This window comes from Hypericibacter terrae (assembly GCF_008728855.1).
Lineage (GTDB): Bacteria > Pseudomonadota > Alphaproteobacteria > Dongiales > Dongiaceae > Hypericibacter > Hypericibacter terrae.
In genome coordinates this window covers 3160001-3180606 of record NZ_CP042906.1, presented here as the reverse complement: position 1 = coordinate 3180606, position 20606 = coordinate 3160001, and the positions used below count along the sequence as shown (strand labels likewise).

Below are 20606 nucleotides of genomic sequence, written 5' to 3'. Positions count from 1 at the left end.
TTATGCGGTTCAAATACGTTCTGATCGGTCTGGTCGTTCTGGTGGTGGCGGTCGTGGTGGCGGGCATCGCCATCCTGAAGTCGCAGGATTTCAACCAGTACAAGGGCCTCATCGCTGCGAAGGTGAAGGAGGCCACGGGACGCGATCTCACGCTCGCGGGCGATGTCGATCTGGTGATCTCCTGGAACCCGGCGCTCGCCGTCAATGATGTGACCTTCTCCAATGCCTCCTGGGGCTCTCGCCCCGAACTGATCAAGATGAAGCGGCTGGAGGCCGAGGTCCGGCTGATCCCGCTCTTGAGCGGCAATGTCGAGGTGAACCGGATCGTCCTCAAGGGTGCGGACATCCTGCTGGAGACCAACGACAAGGGTCAGGGTAATTGGGTATTTACGCCCGCGACCCCGTCGACGGCCACCACAACGACGACGACCACCAGCACGTCCAGCGCCACCGGCGGTCCGGCAACGCTGCCGGTCGTGCACAACATCCGGATCGAGGACTCGCAGGTTCTCTGGACCGACGGGGTCACCAAGCAGACCAAGACCATCGTCATCAAGTCGTTCACGGCCGAGGCCGACAGCGCCTCCAGCCCGATCGAGATCGCGCTCGACGGCAGCTATAACGACAACCCTATTGCCGCCAAGGGCACGATCGGCGCGGTGGGGGCGCTGCTCGCCAACCAGGCCTTTCCGATCGACGTCACCGTCGAAGCAGGCGGCGCCAAGATCGCGCTCAAGGGCGCTGCGGCGAAGCCGCTGACCGCCGAAGGTGTAGCGGTCGCGCTGGCGATCGAAGGCAAGAGCCTCGCCGACCTCAATGCCATTTCGGGGGCGACCCTGCCGCCGCTCGGGCCCTATAGCGTCGCCGGCAATCTCTCGAACCCGAGCGGCGTCTACAAGGTCGAGCAGCTCCAGCTCAAGATGGGCACCAGCAGCATGACCGGCGACGCCAGCGTGGCGATGGGCGGCAAGAAGCCGAGCATCACCGCCAACCTCGCCGCCGCGATGATCGATCTGAAGGATTTCGGGGTGAAGCCCGCCGCCGGCGGCGGTGCCGGTTCCGGTGTCACCAGCTCCGGGACGGCGAACGACGGCCGCATCTTCCCGGCCGACCCGCTGCCCTTCGACGGACTTGGTGCTGTCGACGCCAACATCCATCTGACCGCGCAGAAATTCATCAAGGATCCGGTGACGCTCGAGAATCTCGAGCTCGACATGGTGCTGCAGGACAGCAAGCTCACCCTCAAGAACTTCCAGAGCGGGCTGGGCGGCGGCAATTTCGTGATCTCGGCCGTGATCGACGGGGCCAAGACGCCGGCGCCCGTGGCCGTCAAGATCAATGCCAAGCAGGTCGAGGTGGGAACCCTGCTGCAGACGCTCTCGATCAGCGACGTGCTGACGGGCGGCAAGGCGGACCTCGATCTCGACGTGGCCGGCGCCGGCAACTCGGTGCGCGAGATCATGGCGGGCCTCAATGGCAATACCAACTTCGCCATGGGCGAGGGACACATCAACAATCGCTTCGCCCAGATCCTGCTCTCCGACCTGTTCAAGCTGATCGCGAGCGGCGGCAGCGGCGACAGCACCAATCTCAACTGCTTCGTCAGCAAGTTCGACATCAAGAAGGGCCTCGCCACCAGCACCGGCCTGGTGCTCGATACCAACGGCGCCAGCATCGTGGGCAATGGCGACATCAACCTGGCGAACGAGAAGCTGAAGCTGCATCTCGATCCCCGCGCCAAGCAGACCAACCTCGCCAATCTGGCGATCCCGGTGAATATCGGCGGCACCATGGCGAACCCGAGCGTCACGCCCGATGCGGCGGCCCTGGCGCAGGGCATCGCCGGCGCGGCGGTAGGCGTGGCCTCCGGCGGCGGCGACATCCTGGGGGCGCTCGCCGGCGTCACCGGGTCGGGCGGGAGCTCGAGCGGCACGACCACGACGGCCACCGCTGGGGGAGGCGGCAATCCCTGCGTGGTGGCGCTCAACGGCGGGACGGGTACCAGCACGACGGGCTCGACGGCGCCCGCGGCCCCCACGACCCCGGGCCAGAAGGTGCTGGACGATGCCGGCAAGACGCTCCAGGACACCGGCAACGCATTGAAGAGCCTGCTGCCCTGAGGGGCCGGCACGCTCGGCAGGGATGAAGCGGTTCTATCAGGCGGCTTCCGCCCGCGCGGAGGCCGGCGGCTTTGGGGTGGCGCTCGACGGTAAGCCGATGCGCAGCCCCGCGGCCAAGCCCTTCCTGCTGCCGACGGCGCCCTTGGCGGAAGCCGTCGCGGCCGAATGGCAGGCCCAGGGCGAGAAGATCAGGCCGTCGAGCATGCCGCTCATGCAGCTCGCGGCAACCGCGATCGACAAGGTGGCCGAGGCGCCCCAGGCGACCGTAGCCAGCGTCGCCGGCTTCGCCGCGACGGATCTGGTCTGCTACCGGGCGGAGGCTCCGAGCGGCCTGGTCGAGCGCCAGGAGCAGCTCTGGCAGCCGCTGGTCGATTGGGCGCGGCTCTACTATGACGCCCCCTTGCTCGTGGTTACCGGCGTGATGCCGCGTCCGCAGCCGCCCGAGGCCTTGCGCGCCATCGAGGCTGCCGTGGCTGCCCTCGATCCCTTCCGGCTGACGGCCCTGGCATCGGCGACCGGGGCCGCCGGTTCGGTGGTTCTGGGGCTGGCGCTGCTTGAGGGGCGGCTTTCGGGTGAGGAGGTTTTCGAACTCTCCCTGCTCGATGAGAGCTACCAGATCGAGCGCTGGGGCCTGGACCCGGAGGCCGCCCGGCGCCAGGTCGACCTCAGGACCGAAATCGAAGCGGCAGAGCGGTTTCTGGCCCTTCTCTCAGCGTGAAAATCTGGCTTCATTTTGGCGTCGGATTGGTGCTATCTCGACGGCCAGTCGCCTGGGGAACTGTCATAAAACTGTAATAATTTACCCCCTGACCGTTGGAACCGCCATCCCATGCAGGAAATCCTTCGCTTACTCGAGGAGAAGCGGGCCGCGGCCCGCGCCGGGGGCGGCCCCCGCCGCATCGAAGCCCAGCACGCCAAGGGCCGGTTGACGGCCCGCGAACGTATCGAGCTGCTGCTCGACGCCGATTCCTTCGAGGAATGGGACATGTTCGTCGAGCATCGCTCCTCGGACTTCGGCATGGCGGAGCAGAAGATTCCGGGTGACGGCGTGGTCACGGGGCACGGCACCATCAACGGCCGGCTGGTCTTCGTCTTCAGCCAGGATTTCACCGTCTTCGGCGGCTCGCTCTCCGAGGCCCATGCGGAGAAGATCTGCAAGGTGATGGACCAGGCGGTGAAGGTCGGCGCGCCGGTGATCGGGATCAACGATTCCGGCGGCGCGCGGATCCAGGAAGGCGTCGCCTCGCTCGCGGGTTACGCCGAGGTGTTCCAGCGCAACATCACCGCTTCGGGCGTGGTGCCGCAGATCTCGCTCATCATGGGGCCCTGCGCCGGCGGCGCCGTCTATTCGCCCGCCATGACCGACTTCATCTTCATGGTGAAGGATTCCTCCTACATGTTCGTGACCGGGCCCGATGTGGTGAAGACGGTCACGCATGAGACGGTCACCCATGACGAGCTCGGCGGCGCCGTCACGCACTCGGCCAAGTCCGGTGTTGCCGATCTCGCCTTCGAAAACGATGTCGATGCGCTGCTGCAGGTGCGCCGCTTCTTCGACTTCCTGCCGGAATCGAACCGCAACGGTGTCCCGGTGCGCCCGACGACCGACAGCGGCGACCGGATCGAGGAATCGCTCGACACGCTGGTGCCGGCCAATCCCAACAAACCCTACGACATGCATGAGCTGATCCGGAAGGTCGTGGACGAGGGCGATTTCTTCGAGCTGCAGCCGAATTTCGCCGGAAACATCCTGACCGGCTTCGGCCGCATGGAGGGAGCGACGATCGGCATCGTCGCCAACCAGCCGATGGTGCTGGCGGGCTGCCTCGATATCGACAGCTCGCGCAAGGCCGCGCGCTTCGTGCGCTTCTGCGACTGCTTCAACATTCCGATCCTGACCTTCGTCGATGTGCCGGGCTTCCTCCCGGGCACGGCCCAGGAGTTCGGCGGCATCATCAAGCATGGCGCGAAGCTGCTCTTCGCCTATGGCGAGGCGACGGTGCCGAAGGTGACGGTCATCACCCGCAAGGCCTATGGCGGGGCCTATGACGTGATGAGCTCCAAGCATCTGCGCGGCGACGTGAACTATGCCTGGCCGACGGCCGAGATCGCGGTGATGGGACCGAAGGGCGCAGTCGAGATCATCTTCCGCGCCGATATTGGCGATGCCGGCGCCATCGCCCAGCGCACCGAGGAATATCGCAGCAAGTTCGCCAATCCCTTCGTCGCCGGCTCGCGCGGCTTCATCGACGACGTGATCATGCCGCGATCGACCCGCCGCCGGATCTGCCGGGCGCTCGCCATGCTCAAAGGCAAGAAGCTCGAGAATCCCTGGAAGAAGCACGACAATATTCCGCTTTAGACCCGTCATCGGCCGGAGAGGTCCGTCGGCAATGTCCCTGAGCGAAGACGTAAGGCGGTTTCCCTACTGGTATCACCGGATCGAACTTTCGGAGGGAGTCTTCACGCCTGGCTGGGCGCCGATCAATCCGGGGGCCTACCAGATCCCGAAGGATCTGACCGGCAAGCGGGTCCTCGATGTCGGCGCCTGGGACGGGTACTGGACCTTCGAGGCCCTGAAGCGCGGCGCGCGGCAGGTGGTCGCCATCGACGATTTCTCCGATCATCTGGGCAGTCTGGACGAAAGCGACCGCCAGGCCTGGGCGACGTTCGATTTCTGCCGGAGTGCTCTCGGCTACGATGCCGCTCGATGCGATCGCCGGGAAATGTCCGTCTATGAGGTGTCCGAGACGCAGATGGGCCGTTTCGACGTGGTGTTCTTTTTCGGCACGCTCTATCACCTTCGCCATCCGCTGCTGGCCCTGGACCGCCTGGCGGCGGTAACCGACGAGCTGATCTGCGTCGAGACGGCCATCCTCGACGACTACAGCGTCTATCGCGGCGGTCTCGGCAAGGGCTATTCCGGTTCCGAGGTGGTCATGGAATTCTATCCGCGCGACGAATACGGCTCCAACGACACCAACTGGTGGGTGCCGAATCTCAATTGCCTGATGCGCATGGTCTTTGCCGCGGGGTTTCCTCACGCGACCGGTTGGAAGCTCACGGACTCGCCCAAGGTTCTTCCCGAATGTCGTGGTTTTGCACAAGGCAGAAGACAGCCAGTGCCGCCGGCCGACAGCACAACGCACTGAGCAAGTGATGTTCAAGAAAATCCTCATCGCCAATCGCGGCGAGATCGCCTGCCGCGTCATCCGCACCGCCCGTGCCATGGGCATCAAGACGGTCGCCGTCTATTCCGAGGCGGACGCCGATGCCAGGCATGTGCGCGAGGCGGACGAGGCGGTGGCGATCGGACCCGCACCCTCGGCCCAGAGCTATCTTTCGATCGAGCGCATCCTCGACGCCATCCGGCAGACCGGTGCCGAGGCGGTCCATCCGGGCTATGGCTTCCTCTCGGAGAACCGCAAATTCGCCGCGGCCCTCGAGGAGGCGGGCATCGTCTTCATCGGCCCCGGCGTCGGGGCGATCGGCGCCATGGGCGACAAGATCGAATCCAAGAAGCTGGCGCAGCAGGCGGGTGTCAGCACAGTTCCGGGCTATCTGGGCGTGATCAAGGACGAGGCCGAGGCGGTCGCGATCGCCAATGACGTCGGTTATCCGGTGATGATCAAGGCCTCGGCCGGCGGCGGCGGCAAGGGCATGCGCATCGCGCGCACCGACCAGGAGGTCCATGAGGGCTTCCGCAGCGCCACGCACGAGGCGAAATCGAGCTTCGCGGACGACCGCGTCTTCATCGAGAAATATATCGAGCAGCCGCGCCATATCGAGATCCAGGTGCTGGGCGACAGCCATGGCAACATCGTCTATCTGGGCGAGCGCGAATGCTCGATCCAGCGCCGCCACCAGAAGGTGATCGAGGAGGCGCCGAGCCCGTTCCTCGACGCCAAGACCCGCGCCGCCATGGGCGCGCAGGCGGTGGCCCTGGCCAGGGCCGTGAATTACCGCTCGGCCGGAACCGTCGAGTTCATCGTCGATCAGCAGCGCAACTTCTACTTCCTCGAGATGAACACGCGCCTGCAGGTCGAGCATCCGGTGACCGAGCTCGTCACCGGCCTCGATCTGGTCGAGCTGATGATCCGGGTGGCCGCCGGCGAGAAGCTGGGCTTCAAGCAGAAGGACGTGAAGCTCGAGGGCTGGGCGATCGAGGCCCGGGTCTATGCCGAGGATCCTTTGCGGGGATTCCTGCCTTCCACGGGACGCCTGTCCAACTATCGCGAGCCGACAGGGGTCGGTCAGGTCCGGATCGACAGCGGCGTCTATGAAGGCGCCGAGATCAGCATGTTCTACGATCCGATGATCGCCAAGGTCGTGGGCAGCGGCAGCGACCGGCGCCACGCGACCGCGGCGCTGCGCGAGGCGCTCGACAGCTTCTATATCCGCGGCGTCAGCCACAATATCGGCTTCCTGTCGGCGTTGCTGGGCCATCCGCGTTTCGCCGACGGCAAGCTCTCGACCAACTTCATCGCCGAGGAATTTCCGGACGGGTTCCATGGCGCGCCGCTCGATGAGGAGCGCCGGCGCCAGCTCATCGCGGTCGCCGCCATGATCCATCACCGGTCGCGCCAGCGCGACCAGCAGATCAGCGGCCGCTTGCGTCCGCCCAAGCTTGCCAGCGGCGGCGAGTGGGTGGTGATGATCGACCGCGAACCGACCGCCGTCACGATCGCGGAGACCGCGGGCGGCTATGCGGTGATCAGCGGCGAAGCGAGCCACGAGCTGATCGGCGACTGGCGGATCGGCGATCCGCTCTTTCAGGGCCGGATCAACGGGCAGCCCATCTCGGTCCAGATCGATCGCAAGGGCGTGGGTTACAAGCTTACCCATGCCGGCAGCGAGCTGATGATGCAGGTCCTGACCCCGCGCGCGGCAGCGCTCGCGCGCTTCATGCCGGTCAAGGTTCCGCCCGACATGTCGCGTTTCCTGCTGTCGCCGATGCCGGGGCTCCTCGTCTCCCTCGCCGTGACGGCGGGGCAGGAGGTCAAGGCCGGGCAGGAGCTCGCAGTGGTGGAAGCGATGAAGATGGAGAACCTGCTGCGCGCGGAGCGCGATGGCAAGGTCGCGAAGCTTCACGCGGCGTCGGGCGACAGCCTGGCGGTCGATCAGGTGATCCTGGAGTTCGCATGAGCGCGCGACGCATCGTCATTTCGGGCAAGGTCCAGGGCGTCTGGTATCGCGCCTGGACCATGAGCGAAGCGAACAAGCGCGGCCTGAAGGGATGGGTGCGCAATCTCGCTACCGGCGAGGTCGAGGCGTTGTTCGCAGGGCCTGTCACGCGAATCGAGGAAATGGTCGACCTCTGCCGCCAGGGCCCGCCCTTGGCCAAGGTCACCGGCATCGAAAGCTTCGACGCCGACGAGCCGGATGAGAACGGCTTTCACCAATGGCCGGATGCGTGAGGCCTTTATCCCCTCCCCCTTGAGGGCAGGGCTGTCCGGGGAATGAGTCGATTGGCCGCGGGCGCATGCCCGGTTTTCCGGAGGTTTTCCGGCTACTTTCTGGTTGTCGAGACTCAGAAAGAGGACCGGGCATGCAGTACAGAGATAGCATTTTTGTGAGCCTGCTGAAACCGATCGACCGGCGGCATTTTCGTAGCCTGGTGGAGCGTCATGACGGGGATGCCTACGACAAGTCTTTCAAGAGCTGGGACCATCTGGTGGCGCTGATCTATGCCCAGCTTGGTCATGCCACGAGCCTGCGGGGCTTGGTGACGGGTTTCAACGCCAACCCTCATCATCATTATCACCTCGGCGTGGAGAAGATTTCCCGCTCGACCTTGTCGGATGCCAATGCCCGTCGTCCGGTCGGGGTGTTCTCGGCGTTGTTTGATACGCTCTCGCAGGCTGTGGGCCGGCAGGTTCGCCAGGAAGGGGCCGAGATGGTGCGCCTGATCGATGCCTCGCCGATCCCGCTGGGCAAGGTCTGCGGCTGGGCGGATTGGAACGGGCGCATCCGCGGCCTGAAGATGCATGTGGCCTACGATCCGGAGAACGACCGCCCCTGCTCGGTCGAGGTGACGCGGGCCACCATCAACGATGTCGAGATCGGCCGCCGGGTGACGCTCGAGGCCGGGGCCACCTATGTCTTCGACAAGGGCTACTGTCACTACGGCTGGTGGAGCCAGATCGACGCCACGAATGCCATCTTCGTCACGCGGGCGAAGTCCAACATGCGCTTGCGCGCCACCAAGCGGCGCAAACCCAGGAAGATCGTCGGCGCCGGCTTCAGAATCGTCGACGACGCCGAGGTCCGTCTTGTCAGCAAGGGCGATTCCAAGCTGGCGGTGCCGTTGCGCCGGATCCGGGTCCGGCGCGAGAAGGGTGGCCTCATCACGCTCGTCACCAACGACAGGGAGCGCTCGGCCGTCGAAATCGCCACGCTCTACAAAATCCGCTGGCAGATCGAGCTGCTGTTCCGCTGGGTCAAGCAGCATCTGGTCATCCGCAAGTTCCTCGGCAACAACGAAAATGCCATTCAGCTGCAGATCCTCGCCGCCATGATCGCCTATCTGCTGCTGCGCATCGCCGCGCGCCTTCACAGTGTGAAAATCCCCTCCCTGCGGCTGGCCGAACTCGTCGGCCAGTCGCTCTTTACCAGGAAAACCATCCATCGGATCGACCGAGCACCGCCCGTTAACCCCAGAAAGCCAAAACCAAAGACCCCAACCACCCAATTGGACTTCTGTTATGTGTAACTTTCCCCGGACAGCCCTGCCTTGAGGGGGGAGGGTAAGGGAGGGGGTGGAGCCAAGATCGAGGTCTTCGATCATCCCCCCTTCCTAAGCTTCCCCCAAAAGGGGGGAGGGATTATGACGCGACATATCGCGTATCCGTCCCCCCGAACACCTCCTCGAACGCACCTCTGAGGGCCATGTCGAGTTCCGGCATCGAGATCAGGATGCCCTCGTTCACTAGCGAGGTGACACCGTAGGGCGAGGTGCCGCCGCCCTGGATGCCGCAGGGCACGATGCCTGAGAAATGGGCGAGGTCGGGATCGAGGTTGATGGCGATGCCGTGATAGGTGACGCCGCGCCGGACCCGGATGCCCAGCGCCGCGATCTTGTCCTCGGCCCCGCCGGGCCTCGCGATCCAAATGCCGACCCGGCCCTCGCGGCGCTCGCCCTTCAGGTTGAAGCGGGCGAGGGTGCGGATGATCCATTCCTCGAGATCATGGACGAAACGGCGGAGATCGCCGCCCCGCGCCGCGATCGAGAGCATCGTGTAGGCCACCCGCTGGCCGGGCCCGTGATAGGTGAACTGCCCGCCGCGGGCGCTCTCGAATACGGGGAACCGGCCGGGCTCCAGCAGATCTCCGGCACGGGCGCTGGTGCCGGCCGTATAGAGCGGCGGGTGTTCCACCAGCCAGATCAGCTCGGGTGCTTCGCCGCGGGCTATGGCAGCCACCCGGGCCTCCATGGCCGCCACGGCCTCGGGATAGGGGGTCAGCGCGTCGCTGACCCGCCATTCCACGGGGGCCGCCGGAGGGGCTTTGGCCAGGGTTTCGGTGGCGCTTTCGGACAGGGGTTTATCCTCCTGGATTTCCGCGGCTTTGGGCCGCCGCCGGTTCAACTTGATCGCGGTCCCCCGATTTGCTATTCCCCCGCAGCCACGGATGGCAAGCCCATCCCTGACATGCGGTCGTGGCGGAACTGGTAGACGCGCAGCGTTGAGGTCGCTGTGGGGCAACCCGTGGAAGTTCGAGTCTTCTCGACCGCACCAATGCCTGCCTGGAGCCCGCCGGTGACCCCGCGCGGGCTTCGGCGTTTCCGGGCCTGGCGCCGAGCCCCTTTCCGACCTTCATTTGGGGTCTGCCAGACCTGACGTAAACCCCGGTGGCGGCACGACAATCGCTGGCTATACTCCCGGGCCGGTTTCACCAGCGTCAGGCCCATCCCCTCCCATGACCGAAGACCTGCGCGCCAGCGCGCTCGAATATCACCGCACCCCGGTTCCCGGGAAGCTCGCCATCGTGGCGACCAAGCCCTTGGCCAACCAGCGCGACCTGGCGCTGGCCTATTCGCCGGGGGTGGCCTTCGCCTGCGAGGCGATCGTGACCGACCCCGCCGAGGCGGCCCGCGTTACGGGAAGGGCCAATCTGGTCGCGGTCGTCACCAACGGGACCGCCGTGTTGGGGCTGGGGGCGATCGGTCCCCTGGCGGCCAAGCCGGTGATGGAGGGCAAGGCGGTCCTGTTCAAGACCTTTGCCGGCATCGACGTGTTCGACCTCGAGATCGACGAGCGCGACCCCGACAAGTTGGTCGACATCATCGCCAGCCTGGAGCCCAGCTTCGGCGCGATCAATCTCGAGGACATCAAGGCGCCGGAATGTTTCGAGGTGGAGCGCAAGCTCCGCCAGCGCATGAAGATCCCGGTCTTTCATGACGACCAGCATGGCACCGCCATCATCGTCGCGGCCGCGATCACCAATGCCCTCAAGATCGTCGACAAAAGGATCGAGGAGGTGAAGCTGGTGACCTCAGGCGCCGGCGCCGCGGCGCTGACCTGCCTCGGCCTCCTCGTGCGCCTCGGGCTCAAGATGGAGAACATCACCGTCACCGACATCGCGGGCGTGGTCTATCGCGGCCGCAAGGAGGAAATGGACCCGCTCAAGGAGCGCTACGCCAAGGAGACCAATGCGCGCAAGCTCTCCGAGGTGATCAAGGACGCCGACATCTTTCTCGGCCTCTCGGCACCCCGGGTCATGAAGCCCGAATGGGTGGCGACGATGGCAGCCCGGCCGATCGTGCTGGCGCTGGCCAATCCGACGCCTGAGATCCTGCCCGAGGAAGTGCGGGCCGTGCGCGAGGACGCGGTCATCGCCACCGGACGCTCGGACTATCCGAACCAGGTCAACAACGTCCTCTGCTTCCCCTTCATCTTCCGCGGCGCGCTCGATGTCGGCGCCACCACCATCAACGAGGCGATGGAGATCGCCTGCGTGAAGGCGATCTCCGATCTGGCCCAGGCCGAGATCACCGACGAGGTGACCCGGGCCTATGGCGGCGAGGTGCCAAGCTTCGGGCCGGATTATCTCATTCCGCGTCCCTTCGACCGGCGGCTCCTGGTGGCGATCGCGCCGGCGGTGGCGAAGGCCGCGATGGAAAGCGGCGTCGCCACGCGTCCCATTGCCGATCTCGCCGCCTATCGCGACCGCCTCAGCCAGTATGTGTTCCGCTCCGGCCTGCTGATGAAGCCGATGTTCGATCGCGCGCGTCAGGACCGGAAGCGTGTCTGCTATGCCGAGGGCGAAGAGGAGCGGGTGCTGCAGGCGGCCCAGACGGTGGTCGACGAAGGGCTGGCGCAGCCGATCCTGATCGGCCGGCGTGCCGTGGTCGCCAGCCGCATCAAGCGGCTGGGCCTGCGCATCGTGCCGGGCAAGGATGTCGAGCTGGTCGATCCCGAGGAGGATCACCGCTTCCGCGAATATTGGACCCTCTATCACAGCCTGACCGAGCGGAAGGGCGTTACCCAGTCCTCGGCGCAGACCGTCGTGCGCACCCGCAACACGATCATTGGCGCGCTGATGGTCCGCCGCGGCGAGGCGGACGCGCTCATCTGCGGCACGGTCGGCAAATATATCCGCCATGTGGCCCATTTGCTGGACGTGATCGGGCTGGCCCCGGGCGTGTCCCATGCCTATGCGCTGACGGCCCTGATCCTGCCGACCGGGACCTTCTTCCTGGGTGATACCCATGTGACGCCGGAGCCGACGGCCGAGCAGGTCGCGGAATTCGCGCTGCTGGCCGCGGCGGCCGTGCCGAAGTTCGGAATCATGCCGAAGGCGGCGCTGCTCTCCCATTCCAACTTCGGCACCCGCGACACCCCGACCGCCAAGCTGATGCGCGCGGCGCTGGAGCTGATCCGGGAGCGCGCGCCGGAGCTCGAGGTCGAGGGCGAGATGCATGGCGACAACGCGATTAGCGAGCAGATCCGCCTGCGCCTCTTCCCCAATTCGCGCCTCAAGGGCCAGGCCAATCTCCTGGTCATGCCGACCCTCGACGCCGCCAACATCTCCTTCAACCTGCTGAAGACCCTGGGCAACGGCCTCTCGGTGGGGCCGATGCTGATGGGCGTCGCCATGCCGGTCCATGTGGTGGTGCCGTCGATCACCGTGCGCGGCATCGTCAATATGACCGCCGTGGCGGCCGTCGACGCGCAGGCCGCGGCGGCCCAAGGCACGGAGACCGCACGTCCGTGAGCAGCGAGGCGCCGCAACCCGATCTGGAACGGCGCCCGGACGGCGAGGGTCCCACCTCCGACGAGGTCAAGCTCTCCGAAACGGAAGCGCTCTATGGCGTCTCGCCGGAGGCGGTAGCCCGGGCGCGGCGGGCGGTCGGGGAGGGTGACCTCGCCCAGATCGAGAAACTGGTCGACGAGCTGCATCCCGCCGACTTTGCCGACCTGCTGCAGGCGTTGACACCCGACGAGCGCCGGTTCGTCATCAAGGTCTGCCGTCATATCCTCGAGCCCGAGACCCTCAACTACCTCGACGAGGTGGTGCGCGATGAGGTGATCGGGCTGATGAGTCCGGGCGAGGTGGCGCAGGCGGTCTCCGAGCTCGAGACCGACGATGCGGTCGACATCCTCGAGGATCTGGACGAGGCCGAGAAGCAGCGCGTCCTGCGTGCGATCCCGGCCGCGGACCGCGCCGTCATCGAGCAGGGCCTCACCTATCCGGAAGACAGCGCCGGCCGCCTGATGCAGCGCGATCTGGTGGCGGTGCCCCAGCACTGGACGGTGGGCGAGGCGATCGATTACCTGCGCGCCAACCAGGATCTGCCGGACGATTTCTACGATCTCTTCGTGGTCGATCCGATGCACAAGCCGATCGGCGCGGTGCCCCTCTCGCGCGCCATGCGCAACAAGCGCATCGTGAAGCTCGAAGACCTGATGCATACCGAGTTCCGCGTGGTCCCGGCCACGATGGACCAGGAATCGGTCGCCTATCTCTTCCGGCAATATGGGCTCATGTCGGCGCCGGTCGTGGACGATGCCGGCCGTCTCCTGGGCGTGATCACCGTGGACGACGTGGTCCATGTCATCGAGGAGGAGGCCGAGGAGGATCTGCTCGGCATCGTCGGCGTGAGCGAGACGGATTTCCATGCGCCGGCGCTCGAGACCGCCTGGCGCCGGGTCCGCTGGCTGGTGGTGACCCTCTGCAATTCGGCCATCGCCTCGACCGTGATCTCGCAGTTCGAGGCTACCATCGAACAGATCGTGGCCCTCGCCATCCTGATGCCGATCGTCGCCGCCATGGGCGGCAATGCCGGGGTCCAGGTCATCACCGTGATGGTCCGGGCGCTCGCGACCCGCGATCTGCAGCCGCGCGGCAGCAATGTGTGGCGCGTGGTGGGCAAGGAAATTGCCGTGGCGGCCATCAACGCGGCCGTGTTCGCGCTGGTCATGGGGACCGTGACGTCATTTTTCTTCGGCCTCCCCATCGGGCTGGTGCTGGGCGCGGCGATGGTTTTCAACATGATCTGGGCCGGCATCGCCGGCACCTTGATTCCGCTGACCCTGGCGCGCTTCGGCATCGACCCCGCCATCGGCGCGGGACCCTTCCTCACCACCACCACCGACGTGTTCGGCTTCTTCTCCTTCCTGGGGCTCGCAACCTTGTTCTTGCTGTGATCCAGCGCTAGGCTTTGCGGCATCTTCAGGGAGGAAGTCTGCCCATGGCAACCACCGGCCATAACCGGTTCCGGTCGCTCGATTTCGACCTCGGCGAGACCGCCGAGATGATGCGCGACCAGGTCGCCGACTTCGCCGCGCGCGAGATCGCGCCACGCGCGGCCGACATCGACCGCAGCAACCAGTTCCCCGAAGATCTTTGGCAGAAGATGGGGTCGCTGGGCGTGCTCGGCATCACGGTCGAGCCGGAGTTCGGCGGCGCCGGAATGGGCTATCTCGAGCATTGCGTGGCGATGGAAGAGATCAGCCGTGCCTCCGCCAGCGTCGGCTTGTCCTACGGCGCCCATTCCAACCTCTGCGTCAACCAGATCCGCCGCAATGCGAGCGAGGCGCAGAAGCGCAAATATCTGCCGAAGCTGATCTCGGGCGAGCATGTCGGCGCGCTCGCCATGAGCGAGCCGGGGGCCGGCTCGGACGTGGTCAGCATGAAGCTGCAGGCCAAGCGGGTCGCCGACGGCTATGTTTTGAACGGCACCAAAATGTGGATCACCAACGGTCCCGATGCGGATTTGCTGGTGGTCTACGCCAAGACCGACCCCGAGGCGGGCGCCCGCGGCATCACCTGTTTCTTCATCGAGAAGGGGATGAAGGGCTTCACCACCTCGGCCAAGCTCGACAAGCTCGGCATGCGCGGCTCCAACACCGGCGAGCTGGTGTTCAAGGATTGCTTCGTTCCGGAGGCCAACCGCATGGGGCTCGAAGGGGCGGGGGTGAAGGTCCTGATGAGCGGGCTCGATTTCGAGCGCGCCGTGCTGGCAGCCGGGCCCATCGGCATCATGCAGTCCTGCCTCGACGTGGTGATCCCCTATATCCATGAGCGCAAGCAGTTCGGCGAGCCGATCGGCAGCTTCCAGCTGATGCAGGGCAAGATCGCCGACATGTACACGATTGCCAATGCCGCGCGGGCCTATGTCTATGCCGTGGCAAGGGCCTGCGACCGCGGCCATGGCTCGCGCAAGGACGCCGCCGGTGCCATCCTGTTTGCGGCCGAGAAGGCGACCTGGATGGCCCTCGAGGCGATCCAGGTGCTGGGCGGCAACGGCTATATCAACGACTACCCGACGGGACGGCTGCTGCGCGACGCCAAGCTCTATGAGATCGGCGCCGGCACGTCGGAGATCCGGCGCTGGCTGATCGGGCGCGAGCTGTTCGAAGAATCGGTGTAAGGGGAATAGGGCATGGCACGGCAGCGGATTTCATCGGGCTCGTCCTTCGAGCAACTGGCCGGCTATAGCCGGGCCGTTGTCGATGGCGACTGGATCTTCGTCTCGGGGACGACCGGGTTCGACTACAAGGCCGGCACGATCGCGGCCGACGTGGTCGAGCAGACCCACCAATGTTTCCGCAATATCCAATGGGCGCTCGAGCAGGCCAAGTCCGGGCTCAAGGATATGGTCCGGATCCAGATCCATCTCACCGATCCGGCCGATTTCACCAGGATCGCGCCGGTGATCGGTCAGTACTGCCGGGAGGCGCGCCCCGCCAACACGACGGTCGTGGCGCAATTGATCGACCCGCGCATGAAGATCGAGATCGAGGTCACGGCCCGGCGCGACAGCAGCGATCCGGTGGATCGTCCAGGTGGGAGGAAGTGATGAGCGGATTGACGGCGGTCCCGGCGCGGCGCGGCAAGGCGGCGCGCATGAAGGCGGGCCAGACCATCAGGATCGTCAACACGCACGGAACCCAGGTGCTCGATACTTGGGCCTTCCGCAGCGACGATCTGCACGAGTTCATGTCGATGGAGCATACGCGGCCCCAGATCGGCCGAACCATTCCGGTCGTGGGCGACGCGCTGCGGAGCAACAAGCGCGCACCCATGCTGACCTGGCTGGAGGACAGCTCGCCGGGGATTCACGACACGCTGGTCGCGGCCTGCGATGTCCATCGCTACCGCCATTTCGGCATCAAGGAATATCACGACAACTGCACCGACAATCTTCACGCGGCGATGAAGGAGCTTGGCCTGACGCCGCCCGAGGTGCCTTGTCCCCTCAACATGTGGATGAACATTCCGGTCGGCGCCGACCACAAGATCTCGTTCCTGCCGACCGTCTCGAAGCCCGGCGACCATGTGCTGCTGCGGGCGGAGATGGACCTGATCATGGCCTTTTCCGCCTGCCCGATGGATGTGACGCCGATCAACGGGCCCGGCGGCGAGATCAAGGACTGCCATTTCCAGATCAGCTGAGGAGACCGCCATGCACACCGTCCTCGTTACCGGCGCCAATCGCGGCATTGGTCTCGAGTTCGTCCGCCAATATGCGGAAGAGGGGTGGCGGGTTCACGCCTGCGCGCGCGATCCCAAGGCCGCCAAGGAGCTGGCGGCGATCAAGGGCGACGTCACGATGCACCGTCTCGAGGTGGCCGACGACAGGCAGATCGCCCATCTGGTGAAGGAATTGAAGGGCGACGCGATCGACATCCTGGTGAACAATGCCGGGGTCGGCGGCAGCGACGGATCGACCGATCCCGACGATTGGCTGCGGGTTTTTCATATCAACTCGATCGCGCCCGTTCGCGTCGCCGAGGCATTGCTGCCCAATCTCGAGATGGGCAGCGCCAAGATCGTGCTGAGCCTGACCAGTCGCATGGGCAGCATCGCTGACAATGGCAGCGGCGGCTCCTACGCCTATCGCTCGAGCAAGGCGGCCCTCAACGCAGCGATGAAAAGCCTCGCCATCGACTGGAAACGGCGCGGCGTCATCGTGGTGGTGGCGCATCCGGGGTGGGTCAAGACCGACATGGGCGGCCCCTCGGCGCAGATCTCGCCTCAGCGCAGCGTCGCCGGCTTGCGCCAGAAACTGTCGGCGCTCAAACCCGCCGACAGCGGCAGCTTCTTCAACTATGACGGTTCGACCCTGCCCTGGTGAGGCTGCTCGCCCCGCCGGCCGGCGGGGCGTCGGCTCAAGCCTACTTCTTGCCGTAGCCGCAGAAGGTCTTGTCCGAGCCGATCTGCTGGTTCGGCGAGGCCGAGGATCCGTCGCAGCTGCCGTAATTGCGGAACGGATTGTTGTGGATGTCGCTCGTTCCGGGCGGTGTGCCCGGGGCATAGACGCTGTTGGCGGGCGGCTGGGCGCCACCACTGCTCGCGGCGGGCGGCGTCATCGGTCCACCCGAGGGCGATAGCCCCGAGGGCATCTGCGGAGCGAATTGCGCACCCGGATGAAGCATGTCCACGCCATGCATGTCGTCCTGCGCTTGCGCGATCTGCCCGGTACCCAGAACAGCCGTCGCCAGCCCCAGCGTCAGGCAAGTCACCGCGATGGATTTCAGCATCGGTTTCATGAGTGTTATTTGGTGTCGCCGGCAGGTTTCGGCAACCGATTCAGGGACATCTTGCAATAAGCCATTGGTTTTCTTCGCTTCCTTTATTGCTCGTCTGAATCCCGGAGGGCGCACCGGCTTGACGGTGAGAAGCGCTTGCACTCAGGGGGCCGCCTCGCAACACTTCAACGATGTCTCGCGGCGGCGCGTTCCTTGCGGCCGCCCTTGGCGCGAAGGTGACGAGAGCGGAGGGGAGTGCTGAGCGGGATGGCCGATCCGGTCGAGTTCTATTTCGATTTCTCGTCGCCCTATGGCTACCTCGCTTCGCACCAGATCGAGGCCATCGCGGCGCGCCATGGTCGTGAGGTTCGCTGGCGGCCTTATCTGCTGGGTGTCGCCTTCAAGGAGACCGGCCAGAAGCCCCTGGTCGAGCAGCCGCTTCGCGGGCCCTATCACCAGCATGATTTCGCGCGTTCGGCACGCCGGCTCGGCCTGCCGTTCCGATTGCCGAGCCCCTTTCCCTTCGCTGGCGTGGCCCCCAGCCGGGCCTTCTACTGGCTGGAGGAACGCGACGGCGCTCTGGCGAAACGCTTCGCACTGAAAACCTATGACCGGATTTTCGGCGAGGGCCGCAGCGTCAACGATGCCGCGGCCGTGGCCGACGTTGCGGTGTCCTTGGGGGTCGACTCGGCGGCGCTGGTCGCCGGCATCAACGATGCCGCCATCAAGGACAAATTGCGGGCGGAAACCGAGGCCGCGATCAAGCGCGGCGTCTTCGGCTCGCCCTTCATCTATGTCGACGGCGAGCCCTTCTGGGGCCATGATCGCCTCGGCCAGGTCGAGGAGTGGTTGGCGCGCGGCGGCTGGTGAGCCCGCCCGCGCCCCGGCCTTGATCGCTGCGCCCTCCGAGTGTCTCTTTCCGCCCCGAGGTAATGTCGTCGCCCATGGCCGCCCTCCCGACCGCCGTCAATCCGACCACGCCCGAGTTCAAGGAACGCGCCGAGCAGATGGCAGGCGAGGTGGCGAAGCTGCGCGCGCTTCACGGCAAGATCGCCGAAGGCGGCGGAGCCGCATCGCGCGAACGCCATGTCGGCCGCGGCAAGCTGCTGCCGCGCGAGCGCATCCAGCGGCTGATCGATCCGGGCTCGCATTTCCTCGAGCTGTCGGCGCTGGCGGCCCACGATGTCTATGAGGACAATGTCCCGGCGGCCGGCATCCTGACCGGCATCGGCCGCGTCTCGGGGCGCGACTGCGTCATCGTCTGCAACGACGCGACCGTCAAGGGCGGTACCTATTATCCGCTGACCGTGAAGAAGCATCTGCGGGCGCAGGAGATCGCGGCGGAGAACCGGCTGCCCTGCATCTATCTGGTCGATTCCGGCGGCGCCAATCTGCCGAATCAGGACGAGGTCTTTCCCGACCGCGATCATTTCGGCCGCATCTTCTACAATCAGGCGCGGCTGTCCTCTGTCGGCGTGCCGCAGATCGCGGTGGTAATGGGTTCCTGCACCGCGGGTGGCGCCTATGTGCCGGCTATGTCGGACGAGGCCATCATCGTCAAGGGGCAGGGGACGATCTTCCTGGGCGGTCCGCCCTTGGTGAAGGCCGCGACCGGCGAGGTCGTCGATGCCGAGGCCTTGGGCGGCGCCGACCTCCACAGCCGGACCTCGGGCGTCACCGATCATCTGGCAAAAGACGATGCCGACGCGCTCGCGATCGCGCGCCGGATCCTGGCCAATGCGGGCACCGCGGGTTTGCGCCTCGCCGGGGCTGGCGCCATTGCCCGCGAGGCGCCGCGCCCGCCGCTCTACGATCCCAAGGAGCTCTACGGCATCGTGCCGATGGATCTGCGCAAGGGCTACGAGGTGCGCGAGGTCATTGCCCGGCTGGTCGATGGCAGCGAGTTCCACGATTTCAAGCCGCTCTACGGTCCGACACTGGTCTGCGGCTTCGCTCATCTGGGCGGGATCCCTGTCGGTATTCTCGCCAACAAGGGCATCCTGTTCTCGGAATCGGCGCAGAAGGGGGCGCATTTCGTCGAGCTCTGCGCCCAGCGCCGCACGCCGATCCTGTTCCTCCAGAACATCACCGGCTTCATGGTGGGCCGTAAATACGAGGCGGGCGGCATCGCCAAGGACGGGGCCAAGATGGTGATGGCCGTCGCCTGCGCGCAGGTGCCGAAACTGACCGTGATGATCGGCGGCAGCTTCGGGGCCGGCAACTACGCGATGTGCGGGCGCGCCTACAGCCCGCGCTTCCTCTTCTCCTGGCCCAATTCGCGCATCTCGGTCATGGGCGGCGAGCAGGCGGCCTCGGTATTGGCCCAGATCAAGCGCGACAATCTCGAGGCCAAGGGCCAGAGCTGGAGTGCCGAGGAAAACGAGGCCTTCAAGGCGCCGATCCGCCAGCAATATGACCAGCAGGGCCATCCCTATTATGCCAGCGCGCGGCTCTGGGACGACGGCATCGTCGATCCTGCCGAGACGCGCGCGGTGCTGATCCAGGCGCTCGAAGCCAGCTTGAACGCGCCGATCCCCGAGACCAAGTTTGGCGTGTTCCGGCTCTGAGGTCTGCTCCCATGTCGCGATTGATCAAGGAACGCAAAGGCGCCGTCGCCAGGCTGGTTCTCAACCGCCCGGAGAAGCACAACGCCTTCGACGAGGCGCTGATCGAGGAACTGACCCAGGCGATCGACGAGGCCGAGAACGATCCGTCCGTCCGCGTCGTCGTGCTGGCCGCGAACGGCAAGAGCTTCTCTGCCGGCGGCGATCTCGACTGGATGCGCCGCATGGCCGCCTATTCCGAGGAAGAGAATCTGGCCGACGCCAATCGCCTGGCACTGTTGATGCAGCGGCTCAACTTCATCCCAAAGCCGACCATCGCGGCGGTGCAGGGCGCGGCGATGGGCGGCGGGGTGGGACTGGTCGCCGCCTGCGATATCGCTGTCGGCACGGCCCAGGTCATGTTCGGATTGACCGAGGTGCGGATCGGGCTCATCCCGGCCACCATCGGTCCCTATGTGGTGCAGGCGATCGGCGAGCGCGCCGCACGGCGCTATTTCATGACCGGCGAGCGGTTCGACGCGGCGACGGCCCGCGAGCTGGGCTTGCTGCATGAGGTGGTCGAGGATCTTGACGCGGCCGTCGCCCGCCATGTCGAGGCCTTGCTGCTGGGCGGCCCGGAGGCGCTGGGCGCCACCAAGAAGCTGATCCGGCGCGTGGGCCGCGGCCCCATCAATGTGGCGATGATCGAGGACACGGCGGCCCGCATCGCGCGCGCGCGTGCCGGCGGCGAGGCGCGCGAAGGCATTGCCGCCTTCTTCGGCAGGCGCAAGCCCAACTGGCAGGCTTGAGAGCAGGGCAGGGAAGGATCCTGATGACGCGCTTGCCCAAATCGGTCCGCATGGTCGAGGTCGGTCCGCGCGACGGGCTGCAGAACGAGATGAAGCCGGTCCCGGCCGCGACCAAGATCGCGCTGATCGACAAGCTCTCGGGGAGCGGGCTTTCCGTGA

General features: G+C 65.8%; 19 protein-coding genes and 1 tRNA gene (1 of these 20 cut by a window edge). 18 read left to right on the top strand and 2 right to left on the bottom strand.

The window, feature by feature from the left end; genetic code table 11:
• Positions 1 to 2: 2 nt before the first annotated feature.
• The 7 genes from FRZ44_RS14450 (at position 3) to FRZ44_RS14420 (ending at position 8832) form a co-directional block, all read left to right on the top strand.
• Positions 3 to 2120 (top strand): AsmA family protein, encoded by a 2118-nt coding sequence (locus FRZ44_RS14450; protein WP_151177851.1) that lies wholly within the window; start codon positions 3 to 5, stop codon positions 2118 to 2120.
• Between the two features lie 22 nt (positions 2121 to 2142).
• On the top strand, positions 2143 to 2838 hold the full coding sequence (locus FRZ44_RS14445; RefSeq protein ID WP_151177850.1) for an ATP12 family chaperone protein: 696 nt from the start codon (positions 2143 to 2145) through the stop codon (positions 2836 to 2838).
• A 111-nt stretch (positions 2839 to 2949) separates the two neighbouring features.
• Positions 2950 to 4482 (top strand): acyl-CoA carboxylase subunit beta, encoded by a 1533-nt coding sequence (locus FRZ44_RS14440; RefSeq protein WP_151177849.1) that lies wholly within the window; start codon positions 2950 to 2952, stop codon positions 4480 to 4482.
• Between the two features lie 31 nt (positions 4483 to 4513).
• Positions 4514 to 5272 (top strand): DUF1698 domain-containing protein, encoded by a 759-nt coding sequence (locus FRZ44_RS14435; protein WP_151177848.1) that lies wholly within the window; start codon positions 4514 to 4516, stop codon positions 5270 to 5272.
• Between the two features lie 7 nt (positions 5273 to 5279).
• Entirely contained in the window at positions 5280 to 7265 is a 1986-nt protein-coding gene (locus tag FRZ44_RS14430; RefSeq protein WP_151177847.1) for an acetyl-CoA carboxylase biotin carboxylase subunit, read from the top strand.
• The gene (locus FRZ44_RS14425; protein WP_151177846.1) at positions 7262 to 7537 is read left to right on the top strand and encodes an acylphosphatase; all 276 of its coding nucleotides are present in this window, start codon (positions 7262 to 7264) and stop codon (positions 7535 to 7537) included. The genes FRZ44_RS14430 and FRZ44_RS14425 overlap by 4 nt, the downstream gene beginning before the upstream one ends.
• 131 nt (positions 7538 to 7668) lie before the next feature.
• Complete coding sequence (locus tag FRZ44_RS14420; protein ID WP_151177845.1) at positions 7669 to 8832, top strand: IS4 family transposase; 1164 nt, start codon at positions 7669 to 7671, stop codon at positions 8830 to 8832.
• Positions 8833 to 8944: 112 nt separating this feature from the next.
• On the opposite strand, the gene lipB is transcribed toward FRZ44_RS14420, so the two are convergent.
• Positions 8945 to 9607 carry a lipoyl(octanoyl) transferase LipB gene (lipB, locus tag FRZ44_RS14415; RefSeq protein ID WP_407657983.1) on the bottom strand — a complete coding sequence of 221 codons (663 nt, stop codon included), beginning with the start codon at positions 9605 to 9607 and terminating at the stop codon, positions 8945 to 8947.
• Positions 9608 to 9771: 164 nt separating this feature from the next.
• Between lipB and FRZ44_RS14410 the strand changes: the two genes are divergently transcribed.
• The 7 genes from FRZ44_RS14410 to FRZ44_RS14380 all read left to right on the top strand — a co-directional run bounded on the left by FRZ44_RS14410 (position 9772) and on the right by FRZ44_RS14380 (position 16701).
• Positions 9772 to 9856: transfer RNA gene (locus tag FRZ44_RS14410), tRNA-Leu, on the top strand.
• Positions 9857 to 10037: 181 nt separating this feature from the next.
• Positions 10038 to 12335, top strand: a complete 2298-nt coding sequence (locus FRZ44_RS14405; RefSeq protein WP_151177843.1) for an NADP-dependent malic enzyme — start codon at positions 10038 to 10040, stop codon at positions 12333 to 12335.
• Positions 12332 to 13768 (top strand): magnesium transporter, encoded by a 1437-nt coding sequence (gene mgtE / locus FRZ44_RS14400; protein WP_225308262.1) that lies wholly within the window; start codon positions 12332 to 12334, stop codon positions 13766 to 13768. Before FRZ44_RS14405 ends, mgtE begins: the two co-directional genes overlap by 4 nt.
• A 44-nt stretch (positions 13769 to 13812) precedes the next feature.
• Positions 13813 to 14994, top strand: a complete 1182-nt coding sequence (locus tag FRZ44_RS14395; protein WP_151177842.1) for an isovaleryl-CoA dehydrogenase — start codon at positions 13813 to 13815, stop codon at positions 14992 to 14994.
• 12 nt (positions 14995 to 15006) lie between these two features.
• Complete coding sequence (locus tag FRZ44_RS14390; RefSeq protein WP_151177841.1) at positions 15007 to 15423, top strand: RidA family protein; 417 nt, start codon at positions 15007 to 15009, stop codon at positions 15421 to 15423.
• Complete coding sequence (locus FRZ44_RS14385) at positions 15423 to 16019, top strand: DUF1989 domain-containing protein (protein WP_151177840.1); 597 nt, start codon at positions 15423 to 15425, stop codon at positions 16017 to 16019. The genes FRZ44_RS14390 and FRZ44_RS14385 overlap by 1 nt, the downstream gene beginning before the upstream one ends.
• A 10-nt stretch (positions 16020 to 16029) precedes the next feature.
• Positions 16030 to 16701, top strand: a complete 672-nt coding sequence (locus FRZ44_RS14380) for an SDR family oxidoreductase (RefSeq protein ID WP_151177839.1) — start codon at positions 16030 to 16032, stop codon at positions 16699 to 16701.
• 40 nt (positions 16702 to 16741) lie between these two features.
• Here FRZ44_RS14380 and FRZ44_RS14375 read toward each other — a convergent pair whose 3' ends face one another.
• Complete coding sequence (locus FRZ44_RS14375) at positions 16742 to 17116, bottom strand: hypothetical protein (RefSeq protein ID WP_151177838.1); 375 nt, start codon at positions 17114 to 17116, stop codon at positions 16742 to 16744.
• A 246-nt stretch (positions 17117 to 17362) separates the two neighbouring features.
• On the opposite strand from FRZ44_RS14375, the gene FRZ44_RS14370 reads away from it, so the two are divergent.
• The 4 genes from FRZ44_RS14370 to FRZ44_RS14355 form a co-directional block, all read left to right on the top strand.
• On the top strand, positions 17363 to 17965 hold the full coding sequence (locus FRZ44_RS14370; protein ID WP_151177837.1) for a 2-hydroxychromene-2-carboxylate isomerase: 603 nt from the start codon (positions 17363 to 17365) through the stop codon (positions 17963 to 17965).
• A 74-nt stretch (positions 17966 to 18039) separates the two neighbouring features.
• The gene (locus FRZ44_RS14365) at positions 18040 to 19662 is read left to right on the top strand and encodes a carboxyl transferase domain-containing protein (protein ID WP_151177836.1); all 1623 of its coding nucleotides are present in this window, start codon (positions 18040 to 18042) and stop codon (positions 19660 to 19662) included.
• Positions 19663 to 19673: 11 nt separating this feature from the next.
• Positions 19674 to 20447 (top strand): enoyl-CoA hydratase/isomerase family protein, encoded by a 774-nt coding sequence (locus tag FRZ44_RS14360; RefSeq protein WP_151177835.1) that lies wholly within the window; start codon positions 19674 to 19676, stop codon positions 20445 to 20447.
• Positions 20448 to 20470: 23 nt separating this feature from the next.
• On the top strand, positions 20471 to 20606 hold the beginning of the coding sequence (locus FRZ44_RS14355; RefSeq protein WP_151177834.1) for a hydroxymethylglutaryl-CoA lyase. Its footprint extends 788 nt past the window's final position; the window shows 136 of its 924 coding nt (coding positions 1-136); it begins with the start codon at positions 20471 to 20473; its stop codon lies off the right edge, out of view.

Bases quoted from the DNA above. Each gene is read 5' to 3' on its own strand.
- FRZ44_RS14435 (WP_151177848.1), top strand. From the start codon at position 4,514: ATGTCCCTGAGCGAAGACGTAAGGCGGTTTCCCTACTGGTATCACCGG.
- FRZ44_RS14385 (WP_151177840.1), top strand. From the start codon at position 15,423: ATGAGCGGATTGACGGCGGTCCCGGCGCGGCGCGGCAAGGCGGCGCGC.
- FRZ44_RS14370 (WP_151177837.1), top strand. From the start codon at position 17,363: ATGGCCGATCCGGTCGAGTTCTATTTCGATTTCTCGTCGCCCTATGGC.
- FRZ44_RS14395 (WP_151177842.1), top strand. From the start codon at position 13,813: ATGGCAACCACCGGCCATAACCGGTTCCGGTCGCTCGATTTCGACCTC.
- FRZ44_RS14420 (WP_151177845.1), top strand. From the start codon at position 7,669: ATGCAGTACAGAGATAGCATTTTTGTGAGCCTGCTGAAACCGATCGAC.
- FRZ44_RS14450 (WP_151177851.1), top strand. From the start codon at position 3: ATGCGGTTCAAATACGTTCTGATCGGTCTGGTCGTTCTGGTGGTGGCG.
- FRZ44_RS14390 (WP_151177841.1), top strand. From the start codon at position 15,007: ATGGCACGGCAGCGGATTTCATCGGGCTCGTCCTTCGAGCAACTGGCC.
- FRZ44_RS14365 (WP_151177836.1), top strand. From the start codon at position 18,040: ATGGCCGCCCTCCCGACCGCCGTCAATCCGACCACGCCCGAGTTCAAG.
- FRZ44_RS14360 (WP_151177835.1), top strand. From the start codon at position 19,674: ATGTCGCGATTGATCAAGGAACGCAAAGGCGCCGTCGCCAGGCTGGTT.
- FRZ44_RS14380 (WP_151177839.1), top strand. From the start codon at position 16,030: ATGCACACCGTCCTCGTTACCGGCGCCAATCGCGGCATTGGTCTCGAG.
- FRZ44_RS14430 (WP_151177847.1), top strand. From the start codon at position 5,280: ATGTTCAAGAAAATCCTCATCGCCAATCGCGGCGAGATCGCCTGCCGC.
- FRZ44_RS14440 (WP_151177849.1), top strand. From the start codon at position 2,950: ATGCAGGAAATCCTTCGCTTACTCGAGGAGAAGCGGGCCGCGGCCCGC.
- FRZ44_RS14425 (WP_151177846.1), top strand. From the start codon at position 7,262: ATGAGCGCGCGACGCATCGTCATTTCGGGCAAGGTCCAGGGCGTCTGG.
- FRZ44_RS14405 (WP_151177843.1), top strand. From the start codon at position 10,038: ATGACCGAAGACCTGCGCGCCAGCGCGCTCGAATATCACCGCACCCCG.
- FRZ44_RS14375 (WP_151177838.1), bottom strand. From the start codon at position 17,116: ATGAAACCGATGCTGAAATCCATCGCGGTGACTTGCCTGACGCTGGGG.
- FRZ44_RS14445 (WP_151177850.1), top strand. From the start codon at position 2,143: ATGAAGCGGTTCTATCAGGCGGCTTCCGCCCGCGCGGAGGCCGGCGGC.